The 15429-nt window shown below is 73.1% G+C and carries 12 protein-coding genes; 7 read left to right on the top strand and 5 right to left on the bottom strand.

Going from position 1 to position 15429, the window contains the following annotated elements; all coding sequences use genetic code 11:
• Window positions 1-47: 47 nt before the first annotated feature.
• Genes ACILRH_RS17370 through ACILRH_RS17360 form a run of 3 tightly spaced genes read left to right on the top strand, consistent with a single transcriptional unit; the run spans window position 48 to window position 2345 of the window.
• Window positions 48-701: a thymidine kinase gene (locus ACILRH_RS17370; RefSeq protein ID WP_395695307.1), complete on the top strand. Its 654-nt coding sequence runs from the start codon at window positions 48-50 to the stop codon at window positions 699-701.
• Between the two features lie 23 nt (window positions 702-724).
• Window positions 725-1954, top strand: coding sequence for a hypothetical protein (locus tag ACILRH_RS17365; RefSeq protein WP_395695306.1), 1230 nt, complete (start codon window positions 725-727; stop codon window positions 1952-1954).
• Between the two features lie 37 nt (window positions 1955-1991).
• Window positions 1992-2345 carry a YciI family protein gene (locus ACILRH_RS17360; RefSeq protein ID WP_395695305.1) on the top strand — a complete coding sequence of 118 codons (354 nt, stop codon included), beginning with the start codon at window positions 1992-1994 and terminating at the stop codon, window positions 2343-2345.
• Between the two features lie 129 nt (window positions 2346-2474).
• Here ACILRH_RS17360 and ACILRH_RS17355 read toward each other — a convergent pair whose 3' ends face one another.
• From ACILRH_RS17355 to ACILRH_RS17345, 3 genes are all read right to left on the bottom strand, one after another.
• The gene (locus ACILRH_RS17355) at window positions 2475-3593 is read right to left on the bottom strand and encodes an alkaline phosphatase family protein (protein ID WP_395695304.1); all 1119 of its coding nucleotides are present in this window, start codon (window positions 3591-3593) and stop codon (window positions 2475-2477) included.
• 10 nt (window positions 3594-3603) lie between these two features.
• The gene (locus ACILRH_RS17350; protein WP_395695303.1) at window positions 3604-4164 is read right to left on the bottom strand and encodes a DUF5998 family protein; all 561 of its coding nucleotides are present in this window, start codon (window positions 4162-4164) and stop codon (window positions 3604-3606) included.
• Between the two features lie 70 nt (window positions 4165-4234).
• Window positions 4235-6949: a GNAT family N-acetyltransferase gene (locus ACILRH_RS17345; protein WP_395695302.1), complete on the bottom strand. Its 2715-nt coding sequence runs from the start codon at window positions 6947-6949 to the stop codon at window positions 4235-4237.
• 78 nt (window positions 6950-7027) lie between these two features.
• Here ACILRH_RS17345 and ACILRH_RS17340 point away from each other — a divergent pair, with 78 nt between their 5' ends.
• From ACILRH_RS17340 to ACILRH_RS17325, 4 genes are read left to right on the top strand one after another with little or no spacing between them, the layout of a single operon-like run.
• Complete coding sequence (locus ACILRH_RS17340) at window positions 7028-9520, top strand: DNA topoisomerase (ATP-hydrolyzing) subunit A (protein ID WP_395695301.1); 2493 nt, start codon at window positions 7028-7030, stop codon at window positions 9518-9520.
• A gap of 4 nt (window positions 9521-9524) precedes the next feature.
• Window positions 9525-10241 carry an LppX_LprAFG lipoprotein gene (locus tag ACILRH_RS17335; RefSeq protein ID WP_395695300.1) on the top strand — a complete coding sequence of 239 codons (717 nt, stop codon included), beginning with the start codon at window positions 9525-9527 and terminating at the stop codon, window positions 10239-10241.
• Window positions 10238-12064 carry an MFS transporter gene (locus ACILRH_RS17330; protein ID WP_395695299.1) on the top strand — a complete coding sequence of 609 codons (1827 nt, stop codon included), beginning with the start codon at window positions 10238-10240 and terminating at the stop codon, window positions 12062-12064. The genes ACILRH_RS17335 and ACILRH_RS17330 overlap by 4 nt, the downstream gene beginning before the upstream one ends.
• Before the next feature lie 35 nt (window positions 12065-12099).
• Window positions 12100-12591, top strand: coding sequence for a beta-class carbonic anhydrase (locus ACILRH_RS17325; protein WP_395695298.1), 492 nt, complete (start codon window positions 12100-12102; stop codon window positions 12589-12591).
• Window positions 12592-12597: 6 nt separating this feature from the next.
• Here ACILRH_RS17325 and ACILRH_RS17320 read toward each other — a convergent pair whose 3' ends face one another.
• Both ACILRH_RS17320 and ACILRH_RS17315 read right to left on the bottom strand, forming a co-directional pair.
• Window positions 12598-14754 (bottom strand): acyl-CoA dehydrogenase, encoded by a 2157-nt coding sequence (locus tag ACILRH_RS17320; protein ID WP_395695297.1) that lies wholly within the window; start codon window positions 14752-14754, stop codon window positions 12598-12600.
• A gap of 9 nt (window positions 14755-14763) precedes the next feature.
• Complete coding sequence (locus ACILRH_RS17315) at window positions 14764-15231, bottom strand: nuclear transport factor 2 family protein (protein ID WP_395695296.1); 468 nt, start codon at window positions 15229-15231, stop codon at window positions 14764-14766.
• Window positions 15232-15429 lie beyond the last annotated feature (198 nt).

Below are 15429 nucleotides of genomic sequence, written 5' to 3'. Positions count from 1 at the left end.
CCATCCTGTCCCACCGACCCGACGACCTCGTGGAAGACTTCCGCTCCGTGGCTGAACTGCACTTCTTCACCGGGACCATGGACTCCGGCAAGAGCACCCTCGCGCTCCAGACCAACCACAACCACGCCGCGCGTGGCCGGGTGGGGCGGCTGTTCACCACGCACGACCGCGCCGGGACGGCGACGCTCTCCAGCCGCCTCGGTCTCACCCACGAGGCGGTGGAGGTCGACCCCGGCTTCGACTTCTGGCGCTACGTCGTCGACACCCTGACCCACGGCGGGCGCATCGACTACCTGGTGTGCGACGAGGCGCAGTTCTACACCCGGGCCCAGGTCGACCAGCTGGCCAAGGTCGTCGACGAGCTGCAGATCGACGTCTTCGCGTTCGGCATCCTCACCGACTTCCGCACCCAGCTCTTCGAGGGCAGCGCCCGCCTGGTCGAGCTCGCCGACCGCACGATGGTGCTCCAGGTCGAGGCGCTGTGCTGGTGCGGCAAGCGCGCCACCCACAACGCACGGACCGAGAACGGCGTGATGGTCGTCGAGGGCGAGGTCATCGTCGTCGGCGACGTCGAGGCCGCCGACGAGCCGCCCGCGGACGTCGCCTACGAGGTCCTCTGCCGCCAGCACCACCGGCGCCGGCTCACCGCCGCGCGCGCCAAGGCGGTGTCGCTCGCGCCCGAGCCCCTTCCCTTCGGCTGAGGTCCGGGCCTAGATTCCGGCGGGTGCTGACTTCTCGGATCACCACGGCCCTCGCGGCCGGCGTCGCCACCCTCACGACCGCGCTCGGCGCGGCCCTCGCCCTCCCCGTCGCCCCGGCCCACGCCGACGGCCCGGGCAGCGGCTCTCCCTGGGTCGTCACCCTCGGTGACTCCTACATCTCCGGCGAGGCCGGGCGGTGGGCCGGCTCGAGCAACGCGTCGTCGAGCCGGGCCGACGCGCTCGGTCCGACGGCGTACTACGACAACGCCTCCGGCACCGGCGAGCAGATCGCCCGGTGCCACCGCAGCAAGGCGGCCGAGGCGTACGTCGGCGGCGGCGTCAGCGGGTTGAACCTGGCCTGCTCCGGCGCCACCACCACGACCAGCGCGGGCACGTACTTCAAGCCGGGCATCGACTTCTACGACGACGGTGCCGGCCACCGCGGCCAGGCCGCGATGCTGCAGGGCTTCGCCACCACCCACCGCGTCGGGATGGTCGTGGTCAGCGTCGGCGGCAACGACTTCCACTTCGCCGACATCGTGCAGTCCTGCGTGACCGACTTCCTCGCCTCCCCCACGTGGTGGAAGGACTACTGCCGCGACGACAGCTCGGTGACGAGGAACTTCACGGCCGCCAACGTCGCCGCCGTACGCGCCCGGATCGCCGGCGCGTTCCGCAACGTCCAGACGGCGATGCGGGGCGCGGGCTACGGCGACGGGCAGTGGACGCTGCTCGTGCAGACCTACCCGAGCCCGATCCCGCGCGGCTCCGGCTTCCGCTACCCCGAGAGCGGCTACACGCGGCAGAGCACCGGCGGGTGCGGCTTCTGGAACGGCGACGCCGACTGGGCCAACGACAGTGCGCTGCCGACGATCAACGCAGCGGTGACCGGCGCCGCCGCCGACTCGGGCCTGCCGAACGTCAAGGTGCTGGACCTCGCCGGCGCCTTCAACGGCCGACGCCTGTGTGAGAACACCGTGGGTCTCTACGAGGAGACGGGCATCCCCGGCTGGACCTCGCCCGGGGCGGTGGACCGGACCGAGTGGGTCAACCAGATCCGCACGGTGTCGACGTGCTGCGGGAACAGCAGCCCCTACTACGTCCAGGAGTCGCTGCACCCGAACTACTGGGCCCAGCTGGCGACCCGGTCCTGCGTGCGCCAGGCCTGGAACAACGGCGCTCCCCGCGGGGGTCGCTGCACGATCGCCGGCACCGGGCTGGTCAACGGCGAGCCGCGGATGTCGTTGAGGTGAGGCTGCGACGGCACCGCCCCGGCCTACGATCGGCCGCATGGACCTCGACCGCTACACGGTGGTGCTGCTGGTGACCCCCGAGCAGCCGCCCGAGCTCACCGAGGAGGAGGCCGACCGGCTGCAGGACGCCCACCTGGACCACCTCGCCGCGCTGCACGAGGAGGGCGTGCTGCTGGCTGCCGGGCCGGTCGGAGACCTCGCGGACGGCCGGCGCCGCTACCGCGGGCTGTCGATCATGCGCTGCGAGCCCGACGAGGCACTCCGACTGAAGAGCGAGGACCCCGCCGTGCAGGCCGGCGTCTTCGGGCTGGTCGCGATGCCCTGGATGCTGCCCGCCGGGGCGATGCACTTCACCCCGACGACGTTCCCGCGGTCGACCGACGACGTCTGATCGGCCACGCGGCCCCGGCTCCTCAGGACTGACCTGCCGGGGGGTCGTCAGGGGAAAGGTGCACGACACGCCGTTCGCCATCGGCGTGTCCTGCACGTTTCCCCGGGCGGCCGGGGAAACGAACACCCCTCAGCACACCACCAGCGGGATCAGCATCTCGTCCGGCGTCAGCGAGCCGTGCAGGCCCACGAGCGAGGCCTCGTAGGGGAAGTCCGCGGTGGACAGGACCGCGGTGTCACCGTGGCACGCGACGACGACGTCACCGAGGCGGGGCAGCACCCCGGACGACACCGGGCCGAACCACCCCCGCGCGGTCGCGTCGGCACGGGTGAGCACCTCGGCCCGGTCGCCGAGCAGCGCCGACCAGGTCGCGACCACGTCGTCGACCGCACCGCGCCGGCAGTAGAGGTGCCGGAACCGCGCCTCGCCGCCCAGGAGCGCGACCCCCGAGCGGAGCTCGGTGACCTCGTCGACGTCGACGCGGGACTCCGGCGGTGAGTCGACCATCCCGTGGTCGGCCACCACGACCAGGCGCACGGACGCCGGCAGCGACTCACGCAGCTGCTCGGCCTCGGCGTCGACCATCGCGAGCTGCTGCAGCCAGGGCCGCGACGCGACGCCGTGGCGGTGGCCGGTCCAGTCGAGGTCGCCGTCGTAGAGGTAGGTGAGCGACGCCGACTCGGCCGAGGACGCGACGGCGGCCGCGATCCGCTCGCCGACCTTGTCCGCGCCGACGAAGTCGGCACCGCGCTGCGAGGCCACCGTGAGCCCCGAGCGGGCGAACTCCCGCTTGTTGACGACCGTCACCGACGCGCCGAGCTCGCGCAGCCGGCCCAGCGCGGTCGGGTGCGGCTGCCACTCCTGCGGGTCGACGTCCTTGTCCCACATCAGCGCGTTGAGCAGACGGTCGGTGCCGGGGACGCGCGAGGTGAAGCCGACCAGGCCGTGCGCGCCCGGGACGAGCCCGGTGCCGAACGACGTCAGGCTGGTCGCGGTCGTCGACGGCACGCCCGCCGTCGCCGGCTGCTGCTCGGCGAGCAGGGTGGACAGGAACGGTGCCGCGTGGGCGTAGCGCTGCAGCAGCCGCGCCCCGAGGCCGTCGACCAGGAACACCACGTACGCCGGCGCGTCCGGCAGCTCCAGCGCCGTCGTGACCCCGGGCAGCGGGACGCCCAGCGCGGCGCCGACCGCGGGCACCACGTCGCCGAGCGAGCGCCGGCCGTACGCCGGGTCGACGAACTCACCCACCGGCTGGTGCCTAGGCGGTGCGGGCGGACAGCGACTCGGCGAACGCCAGCAACCGGTCCACCGCCTCGGTGCCGTCGGCCGCGGCGGAGACCCGCAGGGAGAAGTCGTCGGACGCGACCACGCCGGTGTAGCCGTGGTCGGCCTCGCAACTGGGGTCGCTGCAGCCGGCCGGCTCGAGGTCCACGCGGCTGACGCCGCCCCAGCCGATGGTGACCACGGCCTCCGCGGGCCGGCTCGGGCCGGACGCCGGGTTGGCGATCATCCGGGTCACGACCACCGACTTCACCGACGACAGCCGCACGGCCTCGGTCGAGGTCGAGGTGTAGGGCTCCGGCAGGAGGTCGTCGCCCTCGTGCTCGTCGGTGTGGGCGATGATCAGCCGGGTCGGGGTGAGGACGACCACCGACAGGTGCCGGCGCACCTCGTCGCGGTCGAACGTGGGCTCGTGGTGGACGAAGAAGGACACCACCTGCTCCCCCGCGACGGCGGCGTCCACGCCCTCGGCCACGACCTCGGGGTAGTAGCCGGTCCGGTCGATGGCGTCCTTCAGCTGGGGGGTCCTGCTCCGCATGGCCGCCAGTCTGTCACGGCCGCACCCCCGCCCTCGGCGCCGCCTCACAGCCCGCCCCGACGGGGTGCGCTCAACCGGGCAGGGTGTCGCCCTCCGGGGTCGGCATCCGCCGGACGAACCAGTCCGAGCGCGGGTCGGTGACCGGGTCCACCCGGGCCGCGGCGGTCAGCACCGTGGCCCCGTCCGCCCCGGCCAGCACCAGCGAGAGGTCCACGGAGCTGACCTGCGGCAGGTCGTTCTGCAGCTGGGCCACCCGCTGGATCAGCCGCTCCACCTCGGCGACGTCGACGACCTCACTGCCCCGGTAGCCGAACAGCATCGGCGCGGACTTGATCTCGCGGACCATCGAGGCCGCGTCCCGCGCACCGAGGGGCGGGATCCGGTAGGACTTGTCGGCGAGCAACTCGGTGAGCGGGCCCGCGATGCCGAAGGACACCACCGGGCCGAACAGCGGGTCCTCGATGCTGCGGATCGCCACCGGCACGCCCGGCCGGGCGTTCTTCTGCACGACGAAGCCGGCCCGGTCGGCGTCGCTGATCAGCTCGGTCAGGGTGTCCCAGGCACCGGCCATCTCGTCGGGGGTGTCGATGTTGCGCCACACGTGGGCCAGGTCGGGCCGCTCGCGCAGGTGCTCGGCGGTCGCCTTGAGCACCACGTCCCAACCCAGTGCCTCGCCGGCCGCGCACGCCTCCTCGCGCGTGGCGACCGGGCGGGTCTGCCACACCTCGATGCCGTACGCCGCCAGGAGCTCGGTGACGCGGTCGGCGTCGAGCTCGGCGCCGTCGGGGCTCTCCGACAGCACCTGGTTGACCAGGCGCTTCGCGGCCAGCGCGTCCACCTCGGCCGGGTCGGCCGGGTCGCCGTCGGGGGTGCGCAGCCACACGGCGTACTCGACGACCCGGGCGAGCGCCCGCACCGCCGCCTCCACGCCCGGGTACGACGGCACCGAGCCGCGCCCAGCGGTCGACCCGGCCACGTCGGGGACCCGGAGCAGCTCCGGGACGCCCTCCGCGCCGAGGAACGAGGAGACCAGCGGCTTGTCGGACTGCTCCCCCACGGCGGCGAGCACGTTGGCGACGTCCTCGCCGGAGACGTTGATCGGTGGCACGTAGACCGCCACCACGGAGTCGACCTCGGGGTCGTCGATGGCGGCGTCGAGGGCATCCTCGAAGTCCTCGGCGCTGGCCTCGGCGCCGAGCGCGGTCGACTTGTTGACGACCAGACCGACCGCGGCGGCGGCGTCGGCGGCCAGCAGGCCCAGTGCGTCGGAGTTGCCGACGATCGCGACGCGGCGCCCGCGCGGGAGCGGCTGGTGGGCGACCAGCTGCGCGACGTCGAACATCTCCTCGAGCGTGTCGACCTGGATCACGCCCGCCTGGCGGAACATCGCGTCCACCGCGGCCGGCGGGGCGGCGATCTTGCGCACCGCGTGCCCCATCGGCACGCCCTGGGTGGTGCGGCCGGACCGCACGGCGATGATCGGCTTGCGCAGCGAGACCCGCCGGGCGATCCGGGAGAACTTGCGCGGGTTGCCGATCGACTCCAGGTAGAGCAGCACCACCTCGGTGGAGTCGTCCTCCTCCCAGTACTGGAGGAGGTCGTTGCCGGAGACGTCGGCGCGGTTGCCGGCACTGACGAACGTCGAGAGTCCGAGGCCGCGGTTGTAGACCTTCTCCAGGATCGCGGTGCCGAGCGCGCCGGACTGGCAGAAGAAGCCGGCCCGGCCGCGGGGCGGCATCAGCGGCGAGAGCGAGGCGTTCAGCGACACGTCCGCGTCGGTGTTGATGATCCCGAGCGCGTTCGGACCGATCAGCCGCAGGCCGTAGGAGCGCGACAGCCCGACCAGCCGCCGCTGGCGGCCGCGCCCCTCCTCCCCGGTCTCGGCGAAGCCGGAGGAGATCACCACGAGGCCGTGGACGCCCTTGGCCGCGCAGTCCAGGACGACGTCCTGCACCGCGTCGGCGGGCACGGCCACGATCGCGACGTCGACGTCGTCGGGGATGTCGCCGACCGTCGAGTACGTCGGCAGCCCGCTGACGGCGCTCGCGCTGGGATTGACGGCGTAGACCCGCCCGGTGAAGTCTCCGGTGACCAGGTTGCGCACGAGGGCCTGGCCGATCGTCTCCTGCCGGCGGCTCGCGCCGATCACCGCGACCGAGCGCGGCTTGAAGAACTTCTCGATCGACGCGGCCTCGGCCCGGTGCTCACGGCCCATCATCACGCCGATGGCGGTGTCGGTCGGGTCGATCGGGAACTCCAGCTGGAGCACGCCCTCCTCGTACTCGCTCACCACCCGGTAGCCCGCGTCCCGGAACGTCTGGATCATCCGGGTGTTGTCGGGCAGCACCTCGGCGATGAACCGGTCCACACCGCGCTCCCGACCGGCCTGGGCGAGGTGCTCGAGCAGGAGCTGCCCGATCCCCCTCCCCTGGTGCTGGTCCTCGACCAGGAACGCGACCTCGGCGTCACCGGGCTTGATCACGTCGTAGCGCCCGACCGCGATGATCTCTCCCTGGAGGGTGAGCACGAGCGCGACCCGGTCGACGTGGTCGACGTGGGTGAACCGGTCCAGGTCGCGGTCGGAGAGCGTGGGCATCGGCGAGAAGAACCGGTAGTACTTCGACTGGTCGGAGACCCGGCTGTAGAAGTCGACGAAGACGTCTCGGTCCTCCGGCCGGATCGGTCGGATGTGGGCGGTGCGGCCGTCGCGCAGCAGGACGTCGGCCTCCCAGTGCCGCGGCGGCTCCTGCGCCGGCGCCGCGGTGGTGTCCTCGGTCTCGCTCACGGGCGAAATCTAGCGTGACGGGGTGAACGCGGCGTGCCCGCGACGTTTCGGTCGGCGGGCCTTGGGAGAATCGGCGCCATGGCACGGCGGAAGACCACCAGCGACCTCCCGGACGACTTCGAGGAGCACATCCTCGACACCGACATCAAGCAGGAGATGGAGTCGTCGTTCCTGGAGTACGCCTACTCCGTCATCTACTCCCGCGCCCTGCCCGACGCCCGGGACGGGCTCAAGCCGGTGCAGCGACGGATCCTCTACACGATGAACGACATGGGCCTGCGGCCCGACCGTGGCCACGTCAAGTGCGCCCGGATCGTCGGTGAGGTGATGGGCCGGCTGCACCCCCACGGCGACGGGGCGATCTACGACGCGCTGGTCCGGATGGCGCAGCCGTGGGCGATGCGGCTGCCGCTGGTCGACAGCCATGGCAACTTCGGGTCACCCGGCGGCGACGACCCGCCGGCCGCGATGCGCTACACGGAGGCCCGGATGGCCCCGCCCGCGGTGGTGATGACCGCCTCGATCGACGAGGACACCGTCGACTTCAAGCCGAACTACGACAGCCGCGAGCTCGAGCCCGGCGTGCTGCCGGCGGCCATCCCCAACCTGGTCGTCAACGGCACCACCGGCATCGCGGTCGGCATGGCGACCAACTGCGCCCCGCACAACCTGGTCGAGGTGGTCCAGGCGCTGCGCCACCTGATCACCCACCCGGGGGCCACGGTCGACGACCTCATGCGGTTCGTGCCGGGGCCCGACCTCCCCACCGGCGGCAAGATCGTCGGCCTGGAGGGCATCCGCGACGCCTACGAGACCGGCCGGGGCAGCTTCCGGATGCGGGCGACGGCACGGGTGGAGAGCGTGACGAGCCGGCGCAAGGGCATCGTCGTCACCGAGCTCCCCTACGGCGTCGGCACCGAGAAGGTCGTCGACCGGATCAAGACGCTGGTGCAGGGCAAGAAGCTGCAGGGCATCTCCGACATCAAGGACCTCACCGACCGTGAGAACGGCCTGCGGCTGGTCATCGAGGTCAAGAACGGCTTCGTCCCCGAGGCGCTGCTCGAGCAGCTCTACAAGCTGACGCCGATGGAGGACTCCTTCGGCATCAACGCGGTCGCCCTGGTCGACGGCCAGCCGCGCACGCTGAGCCTGAAGGAGATGCTGCAGGTCTTCCTCGACCACCGCTTCGAGGTGGTCCGCCGGCGCTCGGTCTTCCGCCGCGGCAAGGCCGCCGACCGCCTGCACCTCGTGGAGGGCCTGCTGGTCGCGATCCTGGACATCGACGAGGTCATCCAGCTGATCCGCTCCTCGGACAACGCGGCGGCCGCCAAGGAGCGGCTGATCGCGGTCTTCGACCTCACCGAGGTCCAGGCCGACTACATCCTCGACATGCCCCTGCGGCGACTCACCAGGTTCTCGCGGATCGAGCTGGAGAAGGAGCGCGACGAGCTCGAGCGGACCATCGAGGAGCTCGACGCGATCATCTCCGACGAGAAGCTGCGCTGGAAGGTCGTCTCCGACGAGCTCGCGGAGGTCGCCAAGACCTTCGGCACGCCGCGGCGCACGGTCCTGCTGGAGTCGGCCGGGACCGCCGTCACGGCGAGCGCCGTGCCGTTGGAGGTCGCCGACGACCCGTGCTTCGTCTACCTCTCCTCCAGCGGGCTGCTGGCCCGGACCGCGAACGCCGACCGGCCGGGCCAGGGCGGCGGCCGTGCCAACCACGACGTGGTGGTCTCGGCGGTGCGCGCCACCGCGCGCGGCGAGGTCGGCGGTCTCACCAGCCGGGGCCGGCTGGTGAAGGTCGGCGTCCTGGAGCTCCCCCAGCTCCCGGGCACCGCGAACGACCCGCACCTGGCCGGCGGCCTGCCGGTGAGCGAGATCGTCTCGCTGGAGCCCGGCGAGCGGCTCCTGGCGCTCTGCACGCTGACCACCGAGGGCCCGGGGATCGCCCTGGGCACCCGGCAGGGGACGGTGAAGCGGGTCAACCCCGAGGTGCTCGGCCGCGAGGACTGGGAGGTGGTCCGCCTCGCCGACGGCGACGAGGTCGTGGGCGCGGCGCAGCTCACCACCGGCCGCGAGATCCTCTGCTTCATCACCTCCGACGCCCAGCTGCTGCACTTCGGCGCCGATGCCGTGCGACCCCAGGGCCGCACGGGTGGTGGCATCGCCGGCGTCCGGGTGGCGAGTGGCGAGAAGGTCGTCTGGTTCGGCGTGGTCGACCCGGACGCGCCGGACGGCTCGGTCGTGGTCACCGCGGCGGGATCGGCCACGGCCCTGCCGGGCACGGAGCCGGGAGCGTGGAAGGTCACGCCGTTCTCGGAGTACCCCGCCAAGGGGCGTGCCACCGGCGGGGTGCGCTGCCACCGGTTCCTCAAGGGCGAGGACGCACTGGTGCTGGCCTGGGCCGGCACGGCACCGCCCCGCGCGGCCGCCGCGAGCGGTGCGCCGGTCGAGCTGCCGCCGGCCACCGGCCGGCGCGACGGCTCGGGCACCCCCGGCAGCCAGCCGGTCGCCGCGGTGGCCGGACCGGTCGCCGCGCGGGTGCAGGCCCAGGCGGATGTGGAAGGGTGACCCTGTGCCCCCACGTCTGACGTCCCGACGGAGCCGTGTCGCGTCCGTCCTGCTCGGCGGCGTCGTGGCCGCGCTCGTGCTGGCCGGCTGCGGCGGGTCGGGCGGCGGCTCGGGCGGGTCGCCCGAGGACGTGGTCGCGGCGGCGAAGAAGAACCTCGACGAGACCAGCGGCGTGCACCTGACCCTGCACACCGACGACCTGCCCGACGGCGTCAACGGCGTCGTCGACGCCGAGGGCACCGGCACCCACGCCCCAGCCTTCGAGGGCACCATCACGGTGACGCTGTCCGGTCAGCCCTTCCAGGTGCCGGTGGTCGCCGTCGACGACAAGGTCTACGTCCAGCTCCCGCTCACGTCCGGCTGGCAGGACATCGACCCGGCCCAGTACGGCGCGCCCGACCCGGCGCACCTGTTCGACACCGACGCCGGCTTCTCCAGCCTGCTCGCCGAGACGACCGACCTGGAGAAGGGCGACACGGTCCGCGGTGGTCAGGACAACAAGGAGGTCCTGACCGAGTACACCGGCACGGTGCCCGGCGAGGTCGTGACCAACTTCATCCCGACCGCCTCCGGCGACTTCGACGCGACGTACACCATCACCGACGACGACGAGCTGCGCGAGGCCACCCTGACCGGCGTCTTCTACGAGGACGCCGACCCGATGACCTACACCGTGACCTTCGACGACTACGGCACCGAGAAGGACATCACGGCCCCATGACCGGGTCGCCGCGCGTGCTGCTCGCGCTCGCGGCGGTCGCCGTGGCGTTCGCCGCGGCCGACACCTACGTCGTCGTCCTGGCGCTGCCGGACATGATGGGCAGCGCCGGGATCCCGATCGACCAGCTCCAGCGCGGTGCCCCGATCGTGTCCGGCTTCCTGCTCGGGTACGTCGCGATGCTGCCGCTCATCGGTCGGGTCGCCGACCTGCGAGGCCGGGTGCCGGTGCTGGTCGCGGCACTCCTGGTCTTCGCCGTCGGCTCGCTGGTCACCTCGCTGGCCTACGACCTGCCCTCGATGGTCACCGGCCGGTTCCTCCAGGGCGTCGGGGGCGGCGGGCTGGTGCCGGCGACGCTCGCCCTGGTCGCCGACCTCTACCCCGTCGAGCGGCGGGGCGTGCCGCTCGGGGTCGTCTCGGCCGTGCAGGAGCTCGGCAGCGTGCTCGGACCGCTCTTCGGCGCACTGGTGCTGGCCGTCGCCGACTGGCGGGCGATCTTCCTGGTCAACCTCGCCGTCGGGCTGGTGCTCGCCGCGGCCATCCGCTCGCTGACGCACCAGAGGGGTCTCGATACGCCGTCGCTCGTCCCTCGCGACGGCTACTCGACCACCGAGAGTGGCCTCGGTGGTCGAGTAGCGAGCGCCAGCGAGCGTATCGAGACCCACGGCCGGTTCGACTGGATCGGCCTCGTGCTCGCGCTGGTCGCCCTGGTGGCCGGGGTGCTGGTCATGGCCCAGCCCGGCGCCGTGATGAGCGACCTCACCTGGGGCCAGCTGTTCATCCCGGTGACCGGCGACAGCCGATGGCTGACCCCGCTCGGCCTCTGCGCGGTCGGGGCCCTGGTGCTGCTCGTCGTGCGCTGCTGGACCGCCCGCCGTCCGCTCCTGGACCTGCGGGGGTGGGCGGGCACCGTGCGCGAGGCCGACCTCGTGGGCGCCCTGCTTCTGGCCGTCGCCCTGGCCGGGGTGATCCTGGCGTTCGCCACCGCCGACCCGAAGCTGCAGGTCTTCTCCGACCAGGGGCTGTGGTACCTCGCCGCCGCCGCGGTCGCCGCCCTGCTCCTCGCCGCCCACCTGCGCCGCGCCCGATCGCCGCTGGTGCCGACCGGTGCGCTGCGCAGCACCCCGGCCTGGGGAGCGATGCTGGTCAGCTTCTTCGTCGGGGCGGCGCTGATCGCGGCACTGATCGACATCCCCCTGTTCGCGCGGACCACGGTCTACCCCGACTCCCAGCTGATGGCAGCGCTCGTGCTCGTGCGGCTCCTGGTCGCGTTGCCGGTCGGCGCCGTCGTCGGCGGCTACCTCACCCAGCGGCTGCCGGCCGGGGTGGTCACGGCGATCGGGATGGCCTGCGCCGCGGCGGCGTTCGCGTGGATGACGACGTGGGACCTCACCAGCCTGGACAGCCCGGTCGCGACCGTCCCGCTGCTGCTCGGCGGCCTGGGCTTCGGGCTGGCGCTCGCACCGGTGAACGCCGCGGTCCTCGCCGGGACCGCCGCGGACGTGCACGGCCTGGCCAGCGCGTTCGTCGTCGTCTCCCGGATGGTCGGCATGCTGGTGGGCATCTCCGCCCTCACGACCTTGGGCCTGCGCCGCTACTACAGCGAGCAGGCCGACCTGCCGCCGGTGCGGGAGGTCTGCGGCGGCAGCAGCCGGTGCGACGAGTTCACCCACCTGCTCAAGGTCGCCGGGATCGCGCAGGAGCACACCGTCTTCGCCGGCGCCGCGGTGTGCGCAGTGGTGGCCGGTGTCCTCGCGCTCGTCGTGTTCCGCACGGCCGAGACCCGTGGCGTCTCGACCGGCGAGCTGCTGCGGTCGGGCGGGTGACGCCGGACCGGACCGGTCGACTAGGGTCACCAGACGTGAGCTTCGACGACCTGCTGGCCGCCAACCGCGCGTTCGCGGCCGACTTCGACCTGGCCGGGTTCGACGGCGTCGCCCGCGCCGGCGTGGCCATCGTGACCTGCATGGACTCCCGGATCGCGCCGCTGCACATGCTCGGCCTCGAGCCCGGGGACGCGAAGATCTTCCGCAACCCCGGTGGCCGGGTGACGCCGCAGGCGCTCGAGGCGCTGGTGCTCGGCGTCCACCTGCTCGGGGTCGACCGGATCCTCGTCGTCCCGCACACGCGGTGCGCCGTGGCGAGCAACACCGAGGAGGAGCTCCACGAGCGGGTGAGCGCGTCAGCCGGGGTCGACGCGACGTGGCAGCAGTTCCACGTGGTCCCCGACCAGCTCGCCGCGCTCAAGGAGGACGTGCACAAGGTGACGTCGCACCCGCTGATCCCCGACACCGTCGAGGTGGGCGGCTTCCTCTACGACGTCGACACCGGCCTCATCGAGCAGCTCGCCTGACGCGGCTCAGGTCACCAGCGGGTCGCGGGGCAGCCCGAGGATCCGCTCGGCGATCTGGTTGCGCTTGATCTCCGAGGTGCCGCCGGCGATCGACATCGCGCGGTGCATCAGCGTGAGGCTCGAGGCGAGCCCGCCGTCGCCGTCGGTGTACGTCGCGTCCGGGCCGGCGAGCTCGGCCAGGACCGACTGGGCGAGGTGCCCCAGCTCGGAGAGCATCAGCTTGGTGACCGCCCCCTCCGGGCCAGGCTCGGACCCGGCGACGGCGCGGTGGGCGCTGCGCACGTTGAGCATCCGCATCGCCTGGCTGAGCGCGACGTACCGTCCCACCCGGGCGGCACCACCGGTGAGCCGCTCGGGGTGCTGCTCGTAGAGCGCGACGAGGAACGACGAGGGCACCGACATCGTGTCCTGGTCACCGCCGATGCTCACGCTCTCGTTGCCGAGCGTGGCCCGCGCGACCGTCCAGCCGTCGTTGATGCCGCCCACGACGTCGGTCTGCGGCACGAAGACCTGGTCGAGGAACACCTCGTTGAAGTCGGACTGGCCGTTGGTCATCCGCAGCGGCCGCACCGTGACGCCGGGCGCCTGCAGGTCGATGACCATCGTGGTGATGCCGCGGTGCTTGGGCGCGTCGGGGTCGGTGCGCACGGTGGCCAATCCGTAGCGCGCCTCGTGTGCCCCCGTGGTCCACACCTTCTGCCCGTCGACGACCCACCCGTCGTCGGCCGGGACCGCGCGCGTGCGCACACCGGCGGCGTCCGACCCGGCGGCCGGCTCGGAGAACAGCTGGCACCAGATGAGCTCGCGCCGCAGGGCCGGGCCGATCCAGCGCTCGACCTGCTCGGGGGTGCCGTGCTGGATGAGGGTGAGCAGGACCCAGGCGGTGATGCCGTACCCGGGTCGCTTGACCCCCGCGGTCCGCATCTCCTGCTCCACCACGAGCTGCTCGATCGCGCCGGCCTCGCGGCCGTAGGGACGCGGCCAGTGCGGCATGACGTAGCCGGACTCGATCAGCGCAGCCAGCAGCGTCTCGTCGTCCGCGCCCTCGACGCCTGCGAGGAACGCGCGGACCTCCCCCCGGAACGGCTCGGCCTCCGGCGGGAGCTCGATCCCGCCGACGCGGCTGACGCCGGCCGCGGTCAGCGACGTGAGGTCTGCGGCTGCCTCGGCAGGACGCAGGAAGGTCCGCAGCGCCCCCGCGCGACGCACGTAGAGGTGGGCGTCGTGCTCCCAGGTCATCGCGATCCCACCGTGCACCTGGGTGTTGAGGTTGGTGGCGAGGTCGGCCGCATCTGCGGCCGTGGTGGCGGCAACGGCGGCGGCGAAGGTGAGCTGGTCACCCCCGGTGGCGACGGCCCGTGCGGCGTCCCAGACCGCCGACGTCGCGAGCTCGGTGGCCACCAGCATGTCCGCGCAGTGGTGCTTGACCGCCTGGAACATGCCGATCGGCCGGCCGAACTGCTCGCGCTGCAGGGCGTAGGCCGCAGCCATGTCCGTGCAGGCACCCGCCACGCCCACCGCCTCGGCGGACAGCAGCACCCGCGCCAGGTCGACCAGCAGCCGCCGGCCGCCGGCGACCACGGCGCACGGCACGTCGTCGAGCTCGACCTCCGCGGTCCGGCGGGTCGGGTCCAGGTTGGGCCGGGTCGTGACCCGCACGCCGTCGCCCACGTCGACGACGACCACGTCGTCGGCCACCGGGAACGCGATCAGGGCGGCCTGACCTCCGCTCAGCACCGGCCCGACGGTGCCGGTGGCCCGGCCGCCCGAGACGGTGACCGCCGAACCCTCGGCGCCCCGACCCAGGCCCAGACCCGCGGTCGCCGTCCCGGCGGCGAGGTCACCGAGGCGGTCGGTGTGGCCGCTGGCGGCGAGGAAGGCGCCCACGACCGCCGACGGCACGAAGGGCCCGGGAGCGACCACCCGGCCCAGCTGCTCGACGACGAGCACCGGCTCCTCCAGGGTCGCCCCCGCACCGCCGTGCTCCTCGGGCAGGTGGATGCCGGGCCAGCCGAGCGCGATCGCGTCCGGCCACCAGCCGGGCAGCTCCTCGGCATCGGCCTCCAGCAGCGCACGAGCGCCGGCGGTCGCGCCGCGCCGCGCGAGCAGGTCGGCAGCGGTGTGCGCGAGGTCGCGCTGGTCGTCGGTGATCGCCAGGGTCATCGTCGCTCCTCAGCAGGCGTCCTGGACCCACTTGCCGTCCTCGCGGACCCAGGGCTGCGCGTCCTGGTCGAGCACGCTGATCTCGTAGCCGTAGCTGACCGTCGCGCTGTCACCGGAGATGTCTGCGTGGTAGGTGGTGAACTTCAGGGGCGCGCCGTAGGTCTGGCCCGCCGCCGCCACCATCGCCGCGAAGACCGGCTGCGAGGTGTTGGTGCGGCACCGCGAGGAGAGGTAGCCGAAGGCCTGCATCGCGTCGCCCGTGAGGATGGCGTCGGAGTACTTCTGCACCGTCGGGGCCAGGTGCACGCCCCCGAGGAACGGCGCACCGGCCAGCGGGGTCGGGGTCGAGGTCGCCGAGGGGCTCGCGGACGGGGTGGCGCTCGGCGTGGTGTCGGCGGCCGGGTCGGCGGCGCTGGTGCACCCGCTGACGGCGATCGCCACGACGGCGGCACCGACCGTGGCGAGCAGGGACTTCATGCGGACGTGCCCTCCGATGGTGCGGGCGGCAGGCTCGGCCGCCAGGGTGTGGTCCGGTCCTCGCGCGAGGCCGGTGACCGTACGGTAAGGGGTCGCGAACACCCGCGGACGCGACTTGCCGCAACCCGCTGGACCTCTGTCCAGACCAGACCGGTCCCAGGCCCGGTTCGTGGCTCGGCTCGTGGCTCGGTTCGTCGC

This window comes from Nocardioides sp. (genome assembly GCF_044226765.1).
Classification (GTDB): domain Bacteria; phylum Actinomycetota; class Actinomycetes; order Propionibacteriales; family Nocardioidaceae; genus Nocardioides.
Note: the sequence above shows the minus strand (reverse complement) of the source record. Positions and strands in the feature narration are given on the sequence as shown.

What these genes read in the sequence shown, in the direction of transcription:
- ACILRH_RS17360 (WP_395695305.1), top strand. Translation starts at nt 1,992, where the DNA reads ATGGACCTCGACCGCTACACGGTGGTGCTGCTGGTGACCCCCGAGCAG.
- ACILRH_RS17350 (WP_395695303.1), bottom strand. Translation starts at nt 4,164, where the DNA reads ATGCGGAGCAGGACCCCCCAGCTGAAGGACGCCATCGACCGGACCGGC.
- ACILRH_RS17340 (WP_395695301.1), top strand. Translation starts at nt 7,028, where the DNA reads ATGGCACGGCGGAAGACCACCAGCGACCTCCCGGACGACTTCGAGGAG.
- ACILRH_RS17330 (WP_395695299.1), top strand. Translation starts at nt 10,238, where the DNA reads ATGACCGGGTCGCCGCGCGTGCTGCTCGCGCTCGCGGCGGTCGCCGTG.
- ACILRH_RS17320 (WP_395695297.1), bottom strand. Translation starts at nt 14,754, where the DNA reads ATGACCCTGGCGATCACCGACGACCAGCGCGACCTCGCGCACACCGCT.
- ACILRH_RS17315 (WP_395695296.1), bottom strand. Translation starts at nt 15,231, where the DNA reads ATGAAGTCCCTGCTCGCCACGGTCGGTGCCGCCGTCGTGGCGATCGCC.